The 18,789-nt window shown below is 65.8% G+C and carries 21 protein-coding genes and 1 pseudogene; 14 read left to right on the forward strand and 8 right to left on the reverse strand.

Annotation, left to right across the window (positions count from 1 at the left end):
• The 3 genes from KDB67_RS11065 to KDB67_RS11075 all read left to right on the forward strand — a co-directional run.
• On the forward strand, window positions 1–531 hold a 531-nt coding region (locus KDB67_RS11065; protein WP_291015718.1), incomplete at its 5' end, for a TetR/AcrR family transcriptional regulator C-terminal domain-containing protein.
• 40 nt (window positions 532–571) lie between these two features.
• Window positions 572–2,095, forward strand: a complete 1,524-nt coding sequence (locus KDB67_RS11070) for an AMP-binding protein (RefSeq protein WP_291015720.1) — start codon at window positions 572–574, stop codon at window positions 2,093–2,095.
• 49 nt (window positions 2,096–2,144) lie between these two features.
• Window positions 2,145–3,827 carry an acyl-CoA dehydrogenase family protein gene (locus KDB67_RS11075; RefSeq protein ID WP_291015722.1) on the forward strand — a complete coding sequence of 561 codons (1,683 nt, stop codon included), beginning with the start codon at window positions 2,145–2,147 and terminating at the stop codon, window positions 3,825–3,827.
• A 62-nt stretch (window positions 3,828–3,889) separates the two neighbouring features.
• On the opposite strand, the gene KDB67_RS11080 is transcribed toward KDB67_RS11075, so the two are convergent.
• From KDB67_RS11080 to wrbA, 3 genes are all read right to left on the reverse strand, one after another.
• Window positions 3,890–4,528, reverse strand: a complete 639-nt coding sequence (locus KDB67_RS11080) for a maleylpyruvate isomerase family mycothiol-dependent enzyme (RefSeq protein ID WP_291015724.1) — start codon at window positions 4,526–4,528, stop codon at window positions 3,890–3,892.
• A 67-nt stretch (window positions 4,529–4,595) separates the two neighbouring features.
• The gene (locus KDB67_RS11085; protein ID WP_291015726.1) at window positions 4,596–5,513 is read right to left on the reverse strand and encodes an alpha/beta fold hydrolase; all 918 of its coding nucleotides are present in this window, start codon (window positions 5,511–5,513) and stop codon (window positions 4,596–4,598) included.
• A 161-nt stretch (window positions 5,514–5,674) separates the two neighbouring features.
• Window positions 5,675–6,274: an NAD(P)H:quinone oxidoreductase gene (gene wrbA, locus KDB67_RS11090; protein WP_291015728.1), complete on the reverse strand. Its 600-nt coding sequence runs from the start codon at window positions 6,272–6,274 to the stop codon at window positions 5,675–5,677.
• Window positions 6,275–6,350: 76 nt separating this feature from the next.
• On the opposite strand from wrbA, the gene KDB67_RS11095 reads away from it, so the two are divergent.
• The 7 genes and pseudogenes from KDB67_RS11095 to KDB67_RS11120 all read left to right on the forward strand — a co-directional run bounded on the left by KDB67_RS11095 (window position 6,351) and on the right by KDB67_RS11120 (window position 10,920).
• Entirely contained in the window at window positions 6,351–7,262 is a 912-nt protein-coding gene (locus tag KDB67_RS11095; RefSeq protein ID WP_291015730.1) for a sigma-70 family RNA polymerase sigma factor, read from the forward strand.
• A gap of 81 nt (window positions 7,263–7,343) precedes the next feature.
• The gene (locus KDB67_RS11100) at window positions 7,344–7,943 is read left to right on the forward strand and encodes a TetR/AcrR family transcriptional regulator (RefSeq protein WP_291015732.1); all 600 of its coding nucleotides are present in this window, start codon (window positions 7,344–7,346) and stop codon (window positions 7,941–7,943) included.
• Window positions 7,940–8,686 carry a maleylpyruvate isomerase family mycothiol-dependent enzyme gene (locus KDB67_RS11105; protein WP_291015733.1) on the forward strand — a complete coding sequence of 249 codons (747 nt, stop codon included), beginning with the start codon at window positions 7,940–7,942 and terminating at the stop codon, window positions 8,684–8,686. Before KDB67_RS11100 ends, KDB67_RS11105 begins: the two co-directional genes overlap by 4 nt.
• Before the next feature lie 31 nt (window positions 8,687–8,717).
• On the forward strand, window positions 8,718–9,155 hold the full coding sequence (locus KDB67_RS11110; protein WP_291015734.1) for an ester cyclase: 438 nt from the start codon (window positions 8,718–8,720) through the stop codon (window positions 9,153–9,155).
• Window positions 9,156–9,256: 101 nt separating this feature from the next.
• Window positions 9,257–9,727 (forward strand): annotated as a pseudogene (locus KDB67_RS22405) (FAD-dependent monooxygenase); the annotation flags it as partial.
• A gap of 119 nt (window positions 9,728–9,846) precedes the next feature.
• On the forward strand, window positions 9,847–10,371 hold the full coding sequence (locus tag KDB67_RS11115; RefSeq protein ID WP_291015735.1) for an FAD-dependent monooxygenase: 525 nt from the start codon (window positions 9,847–9,849) through the stop codon (window positions 10,369–10,371).
• A 120-nt stretch (window positions 10,372–10,491) separates the two neighbouring features.
• Window positions 10,492–10,920 carry a DUF1810 family protein gene (locus tag KDB67_RS11120; protein WP_291015736.1) on the forward strand — a complete coding sequence of 143 codons (429 nt, stop codon included), beginning with the start codon at window positions 10,492–10,494 and terminating at the stop codon, window positions 10,918–10,920.
• A 219-nt stretch (window positions 10,921–11,139) separates the two neighbouring features.
• Here KDB67_RS11120 and KDB67_RS11125 read toward each other — a convergent pair whose 3' ends face one another.
• Both KDB67_RS11125 and KDB67_RS11130 read right to left on the reverse strand, forming a co-directional pair.
• Window positions 11,140–11,553 (reverse strand): PIN domain-containing protein, encoded by a 414-nt coding sequence (locus KDB67_RS11125; protein ID WP_291015737.1) that lies wholly within the window; start codon window positions 11,551–11,553, stop codon window positions 11,140–11,142.
• Entirely contained in the window at window positions 11,550–11,768 is a 219-nt protein-coding gene (locus KDB67_RS11130) for a type II toxin-antitoxin system VapB family antitoxin (protein WP_291015738.1), read from the reverse strand. Before KDB67_RS11130 ends, KDB67_RS11125 begins: the two co-directional genes overlap by 4 nt.
• Before the next feature lie 111 nt (window positions 11,769–11,879).
• On the opposite strand from KDB67_RS11130, the gene KDB67_RS11135 reads away from it, so the two are divergent.
• The 4 genes from KDB67_RS11135 (at window position 11,880) to KDB67_RS11150 (ending at window position 16,623) form a co-directional block, all read left to right on the forward strand.
• Window positions 11,880–13,484, forward strand: a complete 1,605-nt coding sequence (locus KDB67_RS11135) for a helix-turn-helix domain-containing protein (protein WP_291015739.1) — start codon at window positions 11,880–11,882, stop codon at window positions 13,482–13,484.
• 107 nt (window positions 13,485–13,591) lie between these two features.
• The gene (locus KDB67_RS11140; protein ID WP_291015740.1) at window positions 13,592–15,085 is read left to right on the forward strand and encodes an aldehyde dehydrogenase family protein; all 1,494 of its coding nucleotides are present in this window, start codon (window positions 13,592–13,594) and stop codon (window positions 15,083–15,085) included.
• A gap of 46 nt (window positions 15,086–15,131) precedes the next feature.
• A complete protein-coding gene (locus KDB67_RS11145; protein WP_291015741.1) occupies window positions 15,132–16,244 on the forward strand; it encodes an NDMA-dependent alcohol dehydrogenase in 1,113 nt (370 codons plus the stop codon).
• Between the two features lie 124 nt (window positions 16,245–16,368).
• The gene (locus tag KDB67_RS11150; RefSeq protein ID WP_291015743.1) at window positions 16,369–16,623 is read left to right on the forward strand and encodes a hypothetical protein; all 255 of its coding nucleotides are present in this window, start codon (window positions 16,369–16,371) and stop codon (window positions 16,621–16,623) included.
• 9 nt (window positions 16,624–16,632) lie between these two features.
• Here the strand turns inward: KDB67_RS11150 and KDB67_RS11155 are convergent, their stop codons facing one another.
• The 3 genes from KDB67_RS11155 to KDB67_RS11165 all read right to left on the reverse strand — a co-directional run bounded on the left by KDB67_RS11155 (window position 16,633) and on the right by KDB67_RS11165 (window position 18,763).
• Window positions 16,633–16,998: a zinc ribbon domain-containing protein YjdM gene (locus tag KDB67_RS11155; RefSeq protein ID WP_291015744.1), complete on the reverse strand. Its 366-nt coding sequence runs from the start codon at window positions 16,996–16,998 to the stop codon at window positions 16,633–16,635.
• Between the two features lie 131 nt (window positions 16,999–17,129).
• Window positions 17,130–17,738 (reverse strand): putative immunity protein, encoded by a 609-nt coding sequence (locus KDB67_RS11160; RefSeq protein ID WP_333716292.1) that lies wholly within the window; start codon window positions 17,736–17,738, stop codon window positions 17,130–17,132.
• 107 nt (window positions 17,739–17,845) lie between these two features.
• Window positions 17,846–18,763 (reverse strand): LysR family transcriptional regulator, encoded by a 918-nt coding sequence (locus KDB67_RS11165; RefSeq protein ID WP_291015745.1) that lies wholly within the window; start codon window positions 18,761–18,763, stop codon window positions 17,846–17,848.
• Window positions 18,764–18,789 lie beyond the last annotated feature (26 nt).

Consider the following 18,789-nt stretch of genomic DNA (forward strand, 5'->3'; position numbering starts at 1 on the left):
CGGGCCTCGGTCGCCCAGATCTGCGAGCGCGCCCAGACCTTCCCCAACCAGGTCACCTACTACTTCGGCTCCAAGGAGCAATTGTTCGTCGAGGTCGCCTGCGCGGCCGTGCTGCGCGCCGGGCGGCATACCGAGGAAGCCGCAGCCGACGCCACTACTTTGGGCGAATACGCCGGCACACTGGTGCGCACCCTGCTCGGCCCCGAACGCGACGGCGTGCAGCTGTTCACCACCGCGATGGTGCTGGTGTCCCGGCGGCAGGACCTGCGCTCATTCACCGGCGACACACTGCGCCTGCTGCATGAGCGGGGTGAGGCCGCCCTGCATCGCACTCTGACCCGGACCGGATGGCAACTGCGCACCTCCATCGAGGTGGAGGCGAAGGCGTTCTGGTCCGCAATTTTCGGTGTCGCCGTACAGATGTCGGCGATCGCCCCGGACGTCGGCTATTCACTCGCCGACTCGGTTGCGGTGGTGTTCGCCCACCTCGGCATCCCCGACACCATGCTCGACCTGCCGCTCAGCTCGTGACCCAGCCCCAGTAATCACCGATCCCCAGGGAGGTCCGACGATGGACATGCTCTCCGCCTTCGACAGCGCCGCAACGAAATTCCCGGCCAAACCGGCCCTGATCAGCTGTGGCACCGGCCCCGACGACACGGCGATCAGTTACGCCGAGCTCGCCGAGTCCAGCCGCCGCGCGGCCACCGTGCTCGCCGGCCGTGGTATCGGACCGGGTGATCGGGTAGCGTTGATGTGCTACAACACAACAGGTTTCGTGGTGGCGATGCTCGGCACGTGGCGCCTGGGCGCCACCGTCGTGCCGGTCAACCACAAACTCGCACCACCCGAGGTCCGGTACATCCTCGATCATTCCGGGGCGTCGGCGATCGTCATCGACGGCAGCCTGCACGCGGTACTGGACGGCGCCGGGATCACTACGCTCGCCACCGACACCGCAGTCGACGGTGTCGCCGACTTCGACGCCGAAGTCGCTTCGGCAGCACCGATCCCGGTGTCGACAGAGCGTCTGCCCGAGGACACGATCGCCGAGATCCTGTACACCTCCGGCACCACCGGACGCCCCAAGGGCTGTGTGCACACCCAGCGCACAGTGACCCTGACCGCGATGACCACCGTCATCGGCCTGTCGATCACCCGTGAGGACCGGCTGCTGCTGACCGTGCCGATCTGGCATGCCTCCCCGCTGAACAACTGGCTGCTGGGCACGCTCTACGCGGGCGGCACCGTGGTCCTGGTCCGCGAGCACAAACCCATCGACTTCCTGTCGGCTGCGCAAAAGCACCGCACCACACTGTGTTTCGGTCCGCCGATCGTGTTCACCTCGGCGCTGGCCGTACCGGATTTCGCCGACTACGACCTGTCCGCGACGCGGGTATGGATGTACGGCGGCGGTCCTATCGGTGCCGACATGTCCCGGCGGCTCGCCGAGAACTTCCACAGCGACAACTTCTTCCAGGTCTACGGCATGACCGAGACCGGCCCCGTCGGCACCGTGCTGTACCCGGAGGAGCAGATCAGCAAGGCCGGTTCGATCGGCCGGGTGGCACTGCCCGGTGCTGATATGAAGGTCATCACCGACGCCGGTGTCGAAGCGAAAGCCGGTGATGTGGGCGAGATCTGGATCCGCACCGAGTCGACGATGACCGGCTACCTGGACAATCCGGAGGCCACCGCCGCCGCGCTCGATGCCGACGGCTGGTATCACACGGGGGATCTGGCCCGCGTCGACGACGACGGCTACCTGTTCATCGTCGACCGCAGCAAAGACATGATCGTCACCGGCGGTGAGAATGTGTACTCCAAGGAGGTCGAGGACGCGCTCACCGCACACCCGGCGATCGTGGAGGCAGCCGTCCTGGGACGACCACACCCGGAATGGGGACACACCGTCGTCGCGCACATCGTCCGTTCCGACGGCGGCGACGAGCTTCCCGAGGAGCTCAAGGAGTTCCTGCTCGGACGGCTGGCCCGTTACAAGGTGCCCCGCGAGTTCCATGTGACCGGTGAACTGCCGCACACCCCGACCGGGAAGGTGCAGAAGCACCTGATCGTCACGCCCGATCCGGCGTGACCCGATTCCCTACTCGTATCCGAAAGCCTCTGCCAAAGAAAGGTTCTCGATGACCTCGACCACTCCAGTGACCCATCCGCGGCCACATGTCACCCATGAGGTGTTCAACCAGTCCACACCGCGTGTCGACGTGAACGAGTACGAACTCAATCATGTTCTCGCCGAGGCGGTTGCCCGACACGACGCCGGCTGGGCCGACGACGAACTGCGGCAGGTCGGCGCGCTGGTCGGGTCGGCGCAGTTCCAGCACGACGCGGCGGTCGCCAACACCCTGACGCCCGAATTGCACACCTTCGACCGGTGGGGGCACCGGATCGATGAAGTGGAGTATCACCCGTCGTATCACCGGATCATCTCGGCGGCCGTCGCCCACGGTGCGCACACCCGATGCTGGGAGGACCCGCAGCCCGGCTCGCATGTGGCGCGCGCAGCGATCTTCCTGCTGTTCGGGCAGATCGAACCCGGACACGCCTGCCCGGTGTCGATGACCCACGCGGTGATCCCGTCGCTGGAACTGCAACCGGACGTCGCTGCACTGTGGGTTCCGAAGGCGTTGTCCCGCAACTACTCCCCCGAGCTGAGCGCGGACAAGGATTCGGCGATCTTCGGGATGTCGATGACCGAGAAGCAGGGCGGATCGGATGTCCGCGCCAACACCACCGTCGCCCGGCCCGTCGGTGCGGGTGGTCCGGGCGCCGACTATCTGCTTACCGGCCACAAATGGTTCTGCTCGGCTCCGATGTCAGACGCGTTCCTGGTGCTCGCGCAGGCGGAAGGCCCTGGCGGCGAGGGACTCTCGTGCTTCCTGCTGCCGCGAGTGCTGCCCGACGGCACCCGCAATGTGTTCCGCATCCAGCGACTCAAGGACAAACTCGGCAACAAGTCGAACGCGTCGAGCGAGATCGAACTCGACGGCACCGTCGCGGTGATGGTCGGCGAACCCGGCCGCGGAGTGCGCACGATCATCGAGATGGTCGCCCAGACCCGCCTCGACTGTGTGCTGGGCAGTACCGCGGGAATGCGGCAGTCGGTGGCCGAGGCGCTGTGGCACGCCCGCCACCGCGCGGCTTTCGGTGCGACACTTGCCGATCAGCCGGCGATGACCGCGGTCCTGGCCGACCTGGCCCTGGAATCAGAAGCCGCCACGGTTACCGCCATGCGGCTGGCCCGCGCCCACGACGAGGACGCCGGAGACTCCGAACGCGCCTTCCGCCGCCTGGCCACCGCCGTCGCCAAATACTGGATCTGCAAACGCGGACCGCACCACGCCTACGAGGCGCTGGAATGCCTGGGCGGCAACGGATATACCGAGGCATTCCCGATGGCGATGCGCTACCGCGAGCAGCCCGTGATGGCCGTGTGGGAGGGTTCGGGCAATGTGATCGCCCTGGACGTACTGCGCGCCATGACGCGCGAACCCGAATCGGTGGCCGCGTTCGACGCCGAGGTGAACCTCGCCCGCGGCACATACCCAGTACTCGACACCCACCTGGACCGGATGCGCCGCGAACTCGCCGAACTGGCCAGGCTGGGACCCGCCGACGCCCAGCGACGCGCGCGGCGGGCCGTCGAATCGATGGCACTGGCCCTGGAAGCCTCACTACTGGTGCGCTTCTCACCCGCCGCGGTGGCCGACGCCTTCGTCGCCGCCCGCCTCGGCGACGACCGCGGCTTCGAATACGGCACGCTCCCGGTGGGCACCGACCTACAGGCGATCCTGGCCCGACACTGACCAATCCGACGTCGAGATTGCTGTGAGTGCCGCTTTCCGGAACCCACAGCAACCTCAACGACTCACCCGATACGAGATAGGAGCGTGGTCTTGCCAGGTCCGGCGAGATCGTCGTAATCGGTACGCCGACCCGCGATCGCCATGAGCAGACTTTCCGCGGGCCCGCTCACCACCGGGCCACGGCCTGCCGACCAGTCGATATCGGTGGCCGTCATCCGAAGACCACGAATACGCGGGTAGGCGGCGATCGGCGGTGCGACCCGAGCGAAATTCAGGCACGGAACCAAGCGCTCCGCCGGAATCGCACGAGGCAGACCGAGCGGGCGCCGGATGTCCTGATTGTGGACCAGCGCGTCGAGCAGTGCGATGCGGCTGCCGAACATTCGGGTAAGACCGCGCGGCCGAAGATTGCGTTCGAGTTCGTCGATGAGCACGGCCGACGGCACCGGCCCCCGCTCACGGAGGGCCACCGCGTTGGCGCCGGAAAGCCGCAGCCCGCCGCGCACAAAACGCCCGGCAACGGTCAGCGGCGCGGCCTCCTCATAACTGACCGCATGGGCGACGACATCACGCACCGTCCAACCATCACACAGTGACGGCCGATCCCACTGTTCCTTGGACAAGGTACGCAGGAACGACGCCCATTCACGACGCTCCTCGACGACGAGACTCGCGACGCTGAAACGAAAGGCCACCTTCATCGGGCAAGTATGCCCCCATACCGGCGTCCAGTTCCGGACACGCTGAGGTGGCAGTCGACCGCAAACCTCAGCGGATCGGCCCGATGAACGGCAGAACAGTGGTGCAGCGGGGACGTACTGCGGTTGCCGGACGCAACGCGTTGAGCACCTCGCGCACAGCGATCGGGTCAGCGGTCAGTTCGGCGTGTTCGGTGTAGTCGGTGGCACAACGATCCTGCACCACGACGTTGCGGACATTGGGACCGCGCAGCATGCCGGTGGTGTACGGCGTGGCGATCTGGTCGTACCGGGTCACGATCGTCGTGAACTTGATCGCGGGGGCGATCGCGGGATCGGGATTGATCACCCGCAGGAACGGCGAACCGACGCCCACCTGGCATGGCCCGCCGCACTTTCGCTCGATCGCCGGGATGCCCAGGATGTCGGCAAAGGCCGTCTGTACCCCGCTCATATCCGTGCCGTGCAGAGGCGAGGCGAGGGCGATGTAGTCGTCGACCTTCGGAATGCCGTCCAGGTGGTTGAGGTAGTAGAACCCGATTGCCCCGCCCATCGAATGCCCGACCAGGTCGACTTTCGACACGCCGGTGGCCGCGCGTACCCGGTCGATGAACGCGGCGATCTGACGTGCGCTCTCCTGTACCGATGTGACAGCGCCTATCGGACCGAGCCAGTCGCGGCCGTAGGTGGTGGTGAACACGCAGTAGCCCGCGTCGGCCAGGGCCGGTGACAGGGTGTTCCAGGTGATGGTGTCGTTGCTGAGTCCGTGCAGCAGGACAACAGGATTCGGATGGGCGGCGTCGGGGCGGCATTTCCAGTCGTTGGCGCCCGGCGGCGGCCCCGGTGCGGTCAATTGCGCCGCCAATCCGTCGAGATAGCTGTACGACGGTTGCGCGGCCGCGCCGCCCGCACCGGTCATGCCGAGGCCGCAGACCGCGGCGACGGCCGCGACAACGGACCAGCATCTGATCCTCGTGAGTCTCTTCATGATCGGTACCTCCCCCTTGCCACGGTCGACGGCCGACCGATGGTCACACGCTAGCGTGGTCGCCCGATGTGTCGACGAGTAGGTCCCAGGACGCCGAGTGTGCGGTTGATCCCGATTTCCGGGATCAACCGCACACTCGACCGATCACCCGCGGCGGCAGGCTAGTCGGACGCGACGAGCCGCTCGGTGTAGATGCCGAGGCGCAAACCCTGATGCCTGGCGGCGGCCAGGACGGCCTCGTCGGGCAGTCCGTTGCCTGCGGTGTGCGCGACACCGTAGGGCGCCTGGCCACCGCCGGGGGTGTCGGGCTGGGTGTAGCCGGGTGCCACCACGATGGACCCCCAGTGGAACATCGTCTGGTACAGCGAGAGGATCGTCGCCTCGGCGCCCCCGTGCAGGGTGCCCGTGCTGGTGAACGCTGTCGCGGTCCGGTTCGGCAACTCACCGGCCATCCACAGCGGACCCGTGCTGTCGAGGAACTGTTTGAGTTGCGCACTGACGTTGCCGAACCGGGTCGGGGTGCCGAACGCGAGGCCGTCGGCCCACCGCAGGTCGTCGTTGGTGGCGACGGGTACGTCGGCGGTCGCGTCGACGTGGGCACGCCACTCGGGCCGGGAATCGATTGCTGCCGCGGGTGCGGTTTCCGCCACGCGCAGTAGCCTGACCTCGGCGCCGGCGTCGGCGGCTCCTTCGGCGACAGCCTGGGCGAGCCGGTACACGTTGCCGGTCGCGGAGTAGTAGATGACGGCGATATTGCTCATCGGGTCGACGTTCCTTCTCTCGTAGAGTGGGGGCCGATTGCCCCTTCGACAACCAGACCCGCGGGGGCAGGAAAACGTGACGTCACGTTCGGCGGGCGGCCCGGGTCTAGGAGATGTGGAGATGTACGACGACATCGCGGCGGAGTTCGAGCAGCACCGGCCGAAGATGAATGCCGTCGCCCGGCGGCTGCTCACCTCGGACGCGGATGCCGACGACGCCGTGCAGGAGGCGTGGGTACGGCTCCAGCGCACCGACCGAGCGTCGATCGACAACCTTGAAGCATGGCTGATGACGACGGTCGGGCGGATCGGGCTCAATCTGCTGCGGTCCCGCTCGACCCGCCGCGAGATGCCCCTGGATCAGATCGCCGAATCGAATGATCCTCTGCATCAGCCGGATCCGGCCATCGACGTACTGCTGGCAGAAACCGTCGGCTCGGCGCTGCAGATCGTCATCGACACGATGACGCCGGCCGAACGGGTCGCCTACCTGCTCCACGACGCCTTCGGATTCCCCTATTCCGAGATCGGCAGGGTGCTCAATCGGACGCCGGAGGCCGCCCGGGCACTCGCCAGTCGTGGCCGTGGACGCATTCGGCACACTGATCCCGGCCACATCGAATCGGCGATGCCGGCCACCGAACAGAGCGTTGTCGACGCCTTCCTCACCGCGGCGAAAGGCGGCGACGTCGCCGCCCTCGTGGACCTGCTCGACCCGCAGATCGTCGAAAGAATCGCGATCGCCGGTCAACCGGTTGTCGAGATCCGGGGTGCCGAATCCGTCGCCGGCCGGGCCCGGGAATTCTCGTCCAACTACACCGACGCACGATCCGCACTCATCAATGGGTGGCCCGGCTGGATCGCCTACCGTGATGGCGCCGTCTACAGCGTCGGCGCGCTCGCCATCAGCGACGGCCGGATCGTCCGCATGGACGTCGTCCTCGACCCCGCGCGGCTGACCGATTTCCGCATCGCCGCGCCATCATGACCTTGACAAGCTATCACCGATAGGCAAATATACCTATCAGTGATAGTCTCTAACACTATCAGCGATAGTGAAGGTGTAGTCGTGGTGACAGTCAGCAAGGTCCAGCAGCGGCGGGAGGCCAAGGTCGCGCTCATCGTCGAAGCGGCCTGGGATCTCGCGCGACGAGACGGCATCACGCAGGTCTCGATGCGGGACCTGGCCAAGGCCGTCGGTATGCGGCAGCCGTCGCTCTATGCGTACTTCGACTCCAAGAACGCCCTTTACGACGACATGTTCGCCGACGGCAACCGGCAGTTGGTCGCGGTGCTGTCCGCCCTGGAGTTGCCGGCCGACCCACGGGCCGCACTCAAGACCGCACTGAAGGCATTCGCCGACTTCGCAGTGTCCGACGCGGCCCGGTACTCGTTGCTCTTCACGCGGGTCATTCCCGGATTCGAGCCGAGTGCCCCGTCGTATGCGATCGCGCAGGACGTCCTGAGCAGGATGGTCGCAATCATGTCCGCGGCGGGCGTCACCGACCCCGGCGACGTCGACTGCCTCGTCGCCATGACCGCCGGCCTCATCGACGCCCAACTGTCCAATGATCCGGGCGGAACCCGCTGGCTACAGCACCTCGACCGGATGACCGACCTCCTGGTCGACAACGCCATCTCCGCCACCAACACAAGGAGCACGCCATGAATGCCACCACCTCCGGAGTCACGCGGATCAACCGCTCCGAAGCCCGCACCCTCGCCTTGGCCGAGTTCGACAGGTTCGCCGACCTGACCGCCTCACTGACTCCCGACGAGTGGGCCACCGACACCGACTGCGTCGGCTGGGACGTCCGCGCGATGGTTCTGCATGTCCTGGGCTCGGCCGACGCGCAAGTATCCCCGCTGGTCTTCGCCCACCAACTGCGCCACGGCCTCCCACTCAACAAGGAGATCGACGCGCACCACTGGGTCGACGGCCTCAATGAGCTCCAGATCCGGGAACGAGCAGAACTCACCAATTCCCAAGTGGTCGAGCAGCTTCAGACGATCGGTCCACGGGCGGTCAAAGGTCGCTTCGGTACCCCCCTGCCCATGCGATACGTGCCGGTGCCGATCGGTGAACCGATCGGCTGGAAGCCGGTCAACTACCTGCTTGAGGTCGGTTTCACCCGTGACACCTGGGCCCACCGAATCGACATCCACGCAGCGATCGGCCGTCCCATGGACCTCGACCCCGACCACGACGGTCGCCTGGTCGCCGACATCGTCGGCGAGTGGGCCGACGTGCACGGCGCACCGTTCGAACTGCAGCTGACCGGACCCGCCGGCGGCACCTTCTCGCATGGCGTCGACGGCGAGCACATCGAGATCGACGCACTCGATTTCATCCGCACCCTCGCCGGCAGGCTGCCCGGCACCGGCGTTCTCGCCAATCCCCTACCCCTCTGACTCGCTCTCCACCCCCTCGAAAGGAATCGACATGACCACCACCGCAACCGATCTCAGATATCTGGCTCACCGGTTCGTCGACGACGTCATCAACGCCCGCGATCTCGACGGAGCACTCGTCGAACTGGTCGCCGAAGACTTCGTCGAACTGGTTCCGCTACCCGGGCAGGGCCCCGGCCGCGACGGTCTCGCCGGCGCCCTCACCATGATGTTCACGGCCTTCCCCGACCTGCGCTGGACGATCGATGACATGCTCGTCGAGGACGACCGCGTGCTGGGCGTCTCCACCTGGACCGGCACGCACAAGGGCGACTTCATGGGCATTCCGGCCACCGGACGCACCGTCACCGTCAGTGCCTGGACCGTCGACCGCTACCGTGACTCGATCTTCGTCGAGAGTCGAATGCTCATGGACGTCGCAGGCCTACTCACCCAACTCGGTGTCCTCCCGGCACCTGCGTCCGCATGAACCGATCGCGGGGTACTTAACGCTCGGAAAATCGTTGAGCGTGAAGGAGGTTCCTGACTGACTACCTCGCGGCTAAGGTGGCAGCACACGAAGGAGTGCATATGCGGATAGGCGTGATCGGCGCCGGCATCGGCGGTCTGACGGTTGCGGCTGGCCTGTCGAACGATGGCCACGATGTCACCGTCTTCGAGCAACGAACCGATCCGGCCGCAGCCGGGGCCGGCCTGACGCTGTTCGGCAATTCGATCGACGCATTCGACGCCATCGGCCTCGGCGATCGTGTGCGGGCCGTGAGTAGCGATGCCGTCGCGGGTATGTGCTCCGGGCAGCGGTTGCCGTCGGGTAGGTGGCTGGTCTCGATGCCGTCGGCGATGGTGCCGAGTATCCGCAGCCTTCATCGTTCCGCCCTGCACCGCACCCTCATTGACGCATTGCCCACCGGCGCACTCCATCTGGGACAGGCGGCCGAGGTGCCCTCCGACGGTTCCCCCACGATCACCGTCGACGGTGATACCGAACGGTTCGATCTGGTGGTCGCCGCCGACGGCCTCCGAAGCCGGTCGCGCCGCCTACTCGGCATCGACAGCGGCCTGCACTATTGCGGCTACACCGCGTGGCGGGGTGTCACCGAACACCCGATGTCACTCGGGGGGCCGGCGAGACGTGGGGCCCCGGCCGGGTATTCGGGATCGTGCCCCTGCCCGACAACCAAATGTATTGGTTCGCCACCGAATCCACTCCCGAGGGCGGCCACGAGGCCGACGAGAAGACGGCGGTGCTCGACCGATTCGGCACCTGGTATCCACCGATCCGCGAATGCATCGACAACACCCCGGCCGAATCGATTCTGCGGCACGACATCTACGACCTCGCCAAAATGCCGTCGACCTTCGTCCGAAACCGGACGGTCCTCCTCGGCGACGCCGCACACGCGATGACCCCGAATCTGGGCCAAGGCGCAGGCCAGGCCATCGAGGACGCCGCCACGCTGGTACTGCTCCTGCGCTCCGGCGACATCACCGCCGCACTCGCCCGCCACGACAGGATCCGCCGCGCCCGGACGCGCACACTGTGGCGGCAATCGAGGTTGATGGGGAAGGCCGCGCAGGCGGCGAACTCGGTCGCCGTGCACCTGCGCAACTCCCTCCTACGCGCCACGCCACCGGCGATCGTGTCGAGATCCGCCGCGCGGGTGGCAAAGTGGACGTCACCTTGACAACGCAGGAACGGACGAACGGCGCCTACGCTGAGGGTTCCCCGTCGAGCTTGCGGTTGGTCCCGGAACCCGAGATCGGCGGCAAAGTCAGGCAGTCACAACTGCGAGTATCTTGGGACGATGAGTGACCGGATCGAGCGGTTCGTCGCACCGCATGACCATGTCTGGGACCAGGTCAAGGCCGAACTCGCGGCCGGGCGCAAGGACACCCACTGGATGTGGTGGATCTTCCCGCAGCTCGCAGCGCTCGGACGGTCCTGGACGGCCCAAGAGTACGGCCTCGACGGGGCCGCGGAGGCCCGGGCGTTCGCAGCACACGATGTCCTCGGACCACGGCTCATCCACGCCTGCGAACTCCTCCTGGCACTCCCGGAGGGCACCGAGATCGACGCCGTCCTCGGAGACATCGACACCAGGAAACTCCGGTCGTCGATGACGCTCTTCGACGCCGTGACCACCGGCGACGTCTTCGGCCGCGTACTCGACCGCTACTTCGACGGCGACCGCGACCACCGCACACTCGAACTCCTCAACCAACCAGCAAAGTAGATCCGCACGTCACAGCCCGGCGTAGCGTCGGTCGCGCGTCAGCCTTCCGTCCGGATCGTGTAGTCGCGTTCGATTCCCACAGTCGCTCTGCCCCACTCACTGCCGGCGACGCGCCGCTGGTGGGTATCGAAAGCAGCCTGGTCGATGAACCTTTCTTCAAGAGCCGAAGGATCGTGGCGGTCTCATTCATGCGATAAGCACCTCTCCCGGATGGACGAGTCATACGGTCGGGGCGACATACTCGAACTGCAAGTCCGTCACCCGCGCTATGTAGCCGAAGTCATGGTCCGCCGCCAGGACTGTCACATCGTTCACGATGGCGTACCCCGCGATGAGGATATCCACCGAACCGGCTGCGCGAACCATGCCGGCATTCCACAGCGCGCTCTGGATATCGAGCACCAGGGACTCGTCAGGGGCGCGTTCCAAGGGGAACCCCAATGAGATCTGCTCACGGTAGTGAGCGTGATCCTCGGGCGTACGGGCGCTGTGGCAAAACTCCAGGACCTGCGGCGGGCAGGTGACGAACAAGTCGGCGGGTGCGCGCTCGATACGCCGCAACCGATCCGTGATCGCCGGGTCACCGGTGGCCAATCTCGCCCAGACGGAGTTGTCGACGAGGTAGTCGGTCATCGATCGCCGGACTCACCTGGCGAAACCACCGGCGCCCCAAGCTCTTCCGCCAAGTTGTCGAGACCGGCGATCCCCGCGATCATGGCACCCTTCTGCTTTGACGCGATGAGCCTCCTGAGCGCAAGGTCGAGCACGGCCCGGTTCGAACGCTCGCCGGTCAGCTCTCTGGCCCGCTCGATCAAAGCCGGGTCCAGATCAACACTCGTCACAGCCACATCACACCTCCTGACATGCTATATATCGAATTATATAGTAGCTGAGGAGTGAGTTGGCTTCTGTTCTTGAACCGGAAGCCCATACCAGTGATTCATGTCACTGTAGGAGACATGGCCGTCTCCTCGCCGCAACGCCCCGTCATCGCCGCGTCCTGGCGCCGCTCACGACATGCCGGGCTGGTAGAGGATGTGCGCCCCGAACCATCGCTGGCCGACGTCGCCGCCGCCGACCCGTTGCTCGACGCCGCCCGCCCGGTGCTGGCGCGTGCCGCCGAAGCGTTGTCGGGCACCTCCACCGCGCTGCTACTGGTGGACGCGGGCTGCCGACTGGTGACTCGGGTCACCAGCGACGCAACGCTCGAAGGTCTGCTGACCGCGGCCGGCGCCGTGACCGGCGCCGACTTCCAGGAGACCACCATGGGTACGACCGCACTCGGAACCACCGCCGAGGTGCGCAGCGACGTGGTGATCAACAGCGGCGAACACTATCTCGAACAGTTCCGGATCATGAGCTGTTTCGGCCGGCCGATCATTCATCCGGCCACCCGCAGACTCGCCGGCACCATCTGCATGACAGAGATCGCCGACCGCATGAATCCACTGTCGGTCCCGCTCATTCACGGCGTGGTCGACGATATAGCCGAACGCCTCCTCGACCGCTCGCGAGCCGACAACCGGACGGTGATCGCCGCGTTCGAACGTGCTTGCATGCGGCGGGATGCGGGGGTGGCCGCCGTCGGACACGACGTCCAACTGACCAACAGCTTGGCGGCACAGTTCCTGGGCCCCGGTGATTTTGCCACGTTACGTCTACTTGCGGCCGAAGCGTTCGCACCGGAGACGGTGACGCTGGTTTCCGGTGTCACCATGGAGGTCCTCGTCCAGCGCGTCCCCGGGGTGACTCACGCAGCGGTCTTCATGCTCCGCCCCGCCGATCACGACGTGATGTCCGCAGCCGGTTTCGCCGTGCACGCCAAGGGTTCTCCGACCACCGCGGTCTGTGGCGAATCGGGCACCGGGCGCACCACGCGGGCACGGATGCTGGCCGGCGATGCTATCTATGTGGACGTCGCCGCCGGACTCCTCGACGGGAGGGCACCGAACGTCCCCGTGCTGCTACGGCATGCGCGCACCGCCGGACGACCGCTCGTCATCGATGGAATCGACTTCCTCGACGGGAGATCGCTGGCGCTCCTGCGAACCGCGGTCACCACCGCGGCGCCAGAACAGCCCCCGCTTGTGCTCGTTTCCGGTCCACCCGGCGAGCTCACCGCCGCGGCCGCCGCAGTCGTCGCCTGCTGCGGCGTCCGGGTGGACCTCGCACCGCTGCGCAGACGCGAAACCGAACTCGCCGCAACGGTTCAGCAACTCCTCGCCGGCATCGACGACCGGCTGACCCTGAACGCCGATGCGGCTGATTGCCTGGTGACGCAGGAGTGGCCCGGCAACCTGACCGAACTGCGAATCGTCCTGCAACAGGCCGCGGCTGCGACGCTGCGCCGCGGCGATCGCCAGGTGTCGGGCGCCGACCTGCCCGATAGCCACCGCACACCGACGCGGGTCGGCAGACTGCTCGGCCGCGAACGAGCCGAGCGGCAGGCGATCATCAGCGCCCTCGACGCGGCCGACAGAAACAAGAGCCGGGCCGCCAAAGCCCTCGGCATCAGCCGCACCACCCTTTACACGCGAATGCGGGCACTCGACATACGAAGCTGACTGCACTGTCCAGATTCTGCACATGCCGGTGCCTGGGATCCATGCGAGAAATGACATACGCCAACGTGGCGGATATCACAGATCGTTGCCCGTCCTCAGGAGCACAGATGACCAGTACCGTCCCTGCCCTACATCCCGCCGTTGCCGAATTTGTCGCCGCCGATCGCAAGATGCTGATCGGCGGGCGCTGGGTCGACGCGGTATCCGGGAAGACCTTCGAGACCCACGATCCGGCGACCGGAAACCTGATCACCCGTGTCGCCATGGGTGAGGCCGCCGATATCGACGCCGCGGTCACCGCGGCGCGGGCCGCATTCGAGGGGCCATGGTCCCGGATGAAGCCGAACGAGCGCGAACGCCTGATCTGGCGGGTCGGCGATCTCCTGTCCGAGCGTGCTGAGATCTTCGGCCAGCTCGAGGCGCTTGACAACGGCAAATCCGTGGCGATCGCGACAGCCGTCGACGTCGGTTGGTCGGCAGACGTGTGGCGGTACAACGCCGGACTGACCACCAAGATCACCGGCACCTCGGTGAACCCGTCGATGCCGTTCGCGCCCGGCGGCCAATTTCACGCCTACACCCGCCGCGAAGCACTCGGCGTGTGCGGCCAGATCGTCCCCTGGAACTTCCCGATCCTGATGGCGACTTGGAAGTTGGCGCCCGCGCTCGCCGCAGGAAACACCGTCGTGCTCAAACCCGCCGAGCAGACGCCACTGAGTGCGCTGCTACTCGGCGAGATCTTCGAGGAAGCAGGATTCCCGCCCGGGGTGGTGAACATCGTTCCCGGCTTCGGTGACGCGGGTGCAGCCCTGGCCGCGCACCTCGACGTCGACAAAGTGGCCTTCACCGGGTCCACCGAGGTGGGCAAGAAGATCGTGCACGCCGCGACCGGGAACCTGAAGAAGGTGACCCTCGAACTGGGCGGCAAGAGCCCCAACATCGTGTTCGCGGACGCCGATCTGGAAGCCGCTGTCGCCGGTTCGGTCGCGGCCTGGATGTTCAACCACGGTCAGTGCTGCGTGGCCGGAACCCGAATGTTCGTGCAGCGCGATATTTTCGACGACTTCACCCAGGCCGTCGCCGATGCCGCCGCCCAGGCCAAGATCGGACCGGGACTCGACCCGACGACAGAACTCGGCCCGTTGGTGTCTCAGGAGCAGTTCGACAGGGTCAGCGGATACATCGAAGCGGGGCTGGCCGACGGCGGACGTGCACTCACCGGCGGAAAACGCTGGGGCGAGAGCGGCTACTTCATCGAGCCGACCGTCTTCGTCGACGTCGAACCCGGATTCTCCGTGGTCGACGAAGAGATCTTCGGCCCGGTGGTGGCCGCACTTCCGTTCGACGACGAAGAAGACATCGCAGCGGCCGCCAACAAATCGATCTACGGCCTGGCCGCCGGGATCTGGACCAAGGACCTGTCGAAAGCGCATCGCACCGCCGCCGCCGTGCAAGCCGGTTCGGTGTGGGTCAACCAGTACAACGGCTTCGACACCGCGCTGCCCTTCGGCGGTTTCAAACAGTCGGGCTGGGGCCGGGAACTCGGCGACTCCGCGATCGATCTCTACACGCAGGTAAAGGCCGTGAATATCGCACTGTAGGTGCGATATTCACCCACACATACCCACACCATCTCAAAGGAGAGAAATGAAGACCAAGGCCGCAGTACTCCTCGAACCAGGTAAGCCATTCGAATTGATGGAACTCGACCTCGACGCACCCGGAGTCGGCGAGGTTCTGATCAAATACACCGCCGCAGGACTGTGCCACTCGGATCTGCACCTGACCGACGGCGACCTGCCGCCGCGCTATCCGATCGTCGGCGGGCACGAAGGATCCGGGATCATCCAGGAAGTCGGGCCCGGGGTGGGCAAGGTGAAGCCCGGTGACCACGTGGTGTGCAGCTTCATTCCGAACTGCGGCACCTGTCGGTACTGTTCGACCGGACGGCAGAACCTGTGCGACATGGGAGCGACGATCCTGGAGGGCTCCATGCCCGACGGCAGCTTCCGATTCCACGGCAACGGCCAGGATTTCGGCGCCATGTGCATGCTCGGCACCTTCTCCGAGTATGCGACGATCTCCCAGCATTCAGTGGTCAAGGTGGACGACTGGCTACCTTTGGAGACCGCTGTGCTGGTCGGCTGCGGTGTGCCGTCGGGCTGGGGAACGGCGACCACGGCCGGAAACCTGCGAGCCGGCGACACCGCCGTCATCTACGGGATCGGCGGCCTGGGCATCAACGCCGTCCAGGGTGCGGTGGCGTCCGGATGCAAGTACGTCGTCGTCGTCGACCCGGTGGAGATGAAACGCGACCAGGCGCTTAAATTCGGTGCGACACATGCCTTTGCGACCGCAGAGGAAGCCCAGACCAAAGTCACCGAACTGACCTGGGGACAGGGCGCCGACGCTGCCCTGATCCTGGTAGGCACCGTCGACGAGGCCGTGGTGTCGGCCGCGACCGCGGTGATCGGCAAGGGCGGAAGGGTGGTGATCACCGGTCTGGCCGATCCGACGAAGCTGACCGTGCACGTCTCGGGCTGCGATCTGACACTGAACCAGAAGACCATCATGGGCACACTGTTCGGTTCGATGAACCCGCAGTACGACATCGTCCGGCTGCTACGTCTCTACGACGCCGGTCAGCTCAAGCTCGACGAGCTGATCACTACCAAGTACAGCCTGGAGCAGGTCAACGAGGGCTACGAGGACCTGCGCGCAGGTAAGAACATCCGTGGAGTCATCGTGCACGCGGACTGACTGTCGGCAAACCCGCAAATGTTGCTGTTAGTTCCGAAATCCGGAACTAACAGCAACATTTCATTCGTTGTGCCGCACGCACCGATGCGAGCGCCTCCGGCGGGAGCTGCGTGGACGTCTCAATGTGATCGATGAGCCGACCGAGTATCTGGGAGCGGGCAACCAGGTGGCGATGTATCCGGACCTCGTCTTCCGTGACCTGCGTGAGGGGCAGGTCCGCTATGTCGGGTACATCAAGTACAAGCTGACCGACAGCGGCCGTGGACGCAGCAGCGACTACTACCAGCTGCTCGCCTACACGACGGCCGCGCGGATCGTTGATTTTGCTGTTGATCCCGGAAAACGGGACCAGCAGCAAACTCACACTGCAAGAAGGTGATCCGGGCCCTCAGCCCTTCTTGACCACACTCGACTTGAGTTGCATGCGACCGAACCCGGGGACGTTGGCGTCGATGTCGTGGTCGCCGACGCCGTCGGCGATGAGCCGGATCCCCTTCACCTTGGTGCCGATCTTGATGACACCACCGCCACCCCCCTTGACCTTCACGGTCTTGACGACGGTCACGGTGTCGCCGTCGGCGAGAGGGTTGCCGACCGAATCCTTGATGTCACCGGCCCCGGAGTCGGTACCTTCGCTCTCGCCGGGCGTCCATTCGTGCCCACACATCGGGCACACGAGCAGCGGCCCCTGCTCATAGGCATACGGCTCGGCGCATTGTGGACAGGGTGGCAATGTGCCGCCTTCATCGGTCATCGCATCATCGTAGAGCGACTGCCTGCTCCGATCGTGTAGTCACCGGTGATTCCGCCGGTTGCCCGACCCGGCTCACTGGCACTGGCAGGTCCCCGATAGTCTGTCCAGGCTGTTGGCTTCGGGATGGACGTTCACCCAATCAGCGCCTGGATCTCACGAATCGTCGACCCCAGAATCCCTTGCGACAGAAGCCCGGTACCCAGTGGACCTGACCGGTCCTGCCCCAAAGGTGGGAGCAGTCGCAGCGCTGCACGTTCGTTCGGCCTGAGATCCGCAATCTGCCAAAGGATCTCGTCATCTACCCGCTCCGGCTGATCCTTGTTCGCCAACGAGACCGCCTTCACCGCATACGCCGCAGCACCCAGTGCATGCGCACCCATGTGAGCGACGGCCGAAGCCTGGGCTACCGCCCTCGCCGCCGCGGCACCGGCGGGGGTGGTAGCGGCTTTTGCGGCCTTCACCGCGATCATCCGCTTCCCGATCTCCTCGGCGGTACTACCACGTCCTTCGCTGTAGGCGCGAGTACGCGCGATCGCGTCCTGAATATCATTCTGCGCCAATAGATCAGCTTCGAACAGCGGAACAACTCGCTCAGCGCAAGCCAGCGCCCAGCGCGCAACTGTGCGGCGGTCCGAATCGCTCAGAGCCTGAATCGATGCCATCTGACGAGCCTGCCACACCGCGATCGCCTCGTCGGATCGGACCGCGAAGCCGGTCTCCAGCCGCGTCACCGTCGACATATGTACGGGTCCCCCGTTCGATCCGGGAGTTCCACTCATCAAGCCGCTCCGCACGACCTGCCTGCATCCGGACATCACACCCCCGGTGGTGATCGCCACCTTCGGACTCAACGCAGTCCGGCATCCGCCCCGCCGACCATCGCATTCGCCTGGGCGACAAGCAACTCCATCACTCGATCGGCAACGGGAACGCCGCGGACACCGTTTCGCGTGCGGAGCACGATCTGCCGGACGGGGGTCGGATCGCAGATCCGTACGACATGCACGCCGTCGGGGAGATCGCGCACCGCCAGCCCGGGTACGACGGTCAGTCCCACACCTGCGGCCACAAATCGGATCGCAGTGCGGAAGTCGTGGGCCTCCACCGCGAAGTCCGGTGCGAATCCTGCTGCGGTACAAGCCTTCAAGAGATTGGCCCGGCAGATCCCGCGGGCCACGTCGTTGTCGATCCAGGGCAGCGACACCAGGTCCCGCAGCACCACCTCCTCACACGCACCGAACCCCGAATCCGACGGAACCACCGCCACATACTCATCGGTGAGCAGCGGGACACTGTGGTATCCCGCTCGTGTCACCGGCGTATCGTCGTCGACGCAGATCTCGATGTCGGGTGCGGACTCGCGGTCTGCGGTCATCAATTCGATCAGTCGCAGGTCGAGCCGGATGTCGGGGAACTCGTCGCGGATCTGTGCCACGATCGAGGGCATCCACGCGTCGCCGGCCGACGCGAAGTAGGCCACGCTCAGCCGCCCGGACCTGTGGTTGCGCAGGTCGGAGACCATCGCCTCGACGCGGGCGAGCTCGTCGAAGACCCGCACCGATCCCGTGGCGAGGGTAAGGCCGGCCTCGGTGGGCCGAATCCCGCGACCGTTGCGTTCGACCAGCGTCAGGCCGAGCTCTCGTTGCAGTGCGCTGACGTGCTGGCTGACCGCGGATGCGGTGTACCCCAACGCCTCCGACGCTCCGCCGATGGAACCTTCGGCGATGACGGCACGGAACACCCGGAGCCTGTGGACATCAATCATCCGAACAATAATACAGCTCCACTGAA

It is taken from the genome of Gordonia sp. (in: high G+C Gram-positive bacteria), assembly GCF_020438995.1.
Taxonomy (GTDB): Bacteria; Actinomycetota; Actinomycetes; order Mycobacteriales; family Mycobacteriaceae; genus Gordonia.

Bases quoted from the DNA above. Each gene is read 5' to 3' on its own strand.
- KDB67_RS11135 (WP_291015739.1), top strand. From the start codon at position 11,880: ATGGCCGTCTCCTCGCCGCAACGCCCCGTCATCGCCGCGTCCTGGCGC.
- KDB67_RS11140 (WP_291015740.1), top strand. From the start codon at position 13,592: ATGACCAGTACCGTCCCTGCCCTACATCCCGCCGTTGCCGAATTTGTC.
- KDB67_RS11070 (WP_291015720.1), top strand. From the start codon at position 572: ATGGACATGCTCTCCGCCTTCGACAGCGCCGCAACGAAATTCCCGGCC.
- wrbA (WP_291015728.1), bottom strand. From the start codon at position 6,274: ATGAGCAATATCGCCGTCATCTACTACTCCGCGACCGGCAACGTGTAC.
- KDB67_RS11085 (WP_291015726.1), bottom strand. From the start codon at position 5,513: ATGAAGAGACTCACGAGGATCAGATGCTGGTCCGTTGTCGCGGCCGTC.
- KDB67_RS11165 (WP_291015745.1), bottom strand. From the start codon at position 18,763: ATGATTGATGTCCACAGGCTCCGGGTGTTCCGTGCCGTCATCGCCGAA.
- KDB67_RS11105 (WP_291015733.1), top strand. From the start codon at position 7,940: ATGAATGCCACCACCTCCGGAGTCACGCGGATCAACCGCTCCGAAGCC.
- KDB67_RS11120 (WP_291015736.1), top strand. From the start codon at position 10,492: ATGAGTGACCGGATCGAGCGGTTCGTCGCACCGCATGACCATGTCTGG.
- KDB67_RS11110 (WP_291015734.1), top strand. From the start codon at position 8,718: ATGACCACCACCGCAACCGATCTCAGATATCTGGCTCACCGGTTCGTC.
- KDB67_RS11075 (WP_291015722.1), top strand. From the start codon at position 2,145: ATGACCTCGACCACTCCAGTGACCCATCCGCGGCCACATGTCACCCAT.
- KDB67_RS11080 (WP_291015724.1), bottom strand. From the start codon at position 4,528: ATGAAGGTGGCCTTTCGTTTCAGCGTCGCGAGTCTCGTCGTCGAGGAG.
- KDB67_RS11125 (WP_291015737.1), bottom strand. From the start codon at position 11,553: ATGACCGACTACCTCGTCGACAACTCCGTCTGGGCGAGATTGGCCACC.
- KDB67_RS11160 (WP_333716292.1), bottom strand. From the start codon at position 17,738: ATGTCGACGGTGACGCGGCTGGAGACCGGCTTCGCGGTCCGATCCGAC.
- KDB67_RS11145 (WP_291015741.1), top strand. From the start codon at position 15,132: ATGAAGACCAAGGCCGCAGTACTCCTCGAACCAGGTAAGCCATTCGAA.
- KDB67_RS11155 (WP_291015744.1), bottom strand. From the start codon at position 16,998: ATGACCGATGAAGGCGGCACATTGCCACCCTGTCCACAATGCGCCGAG.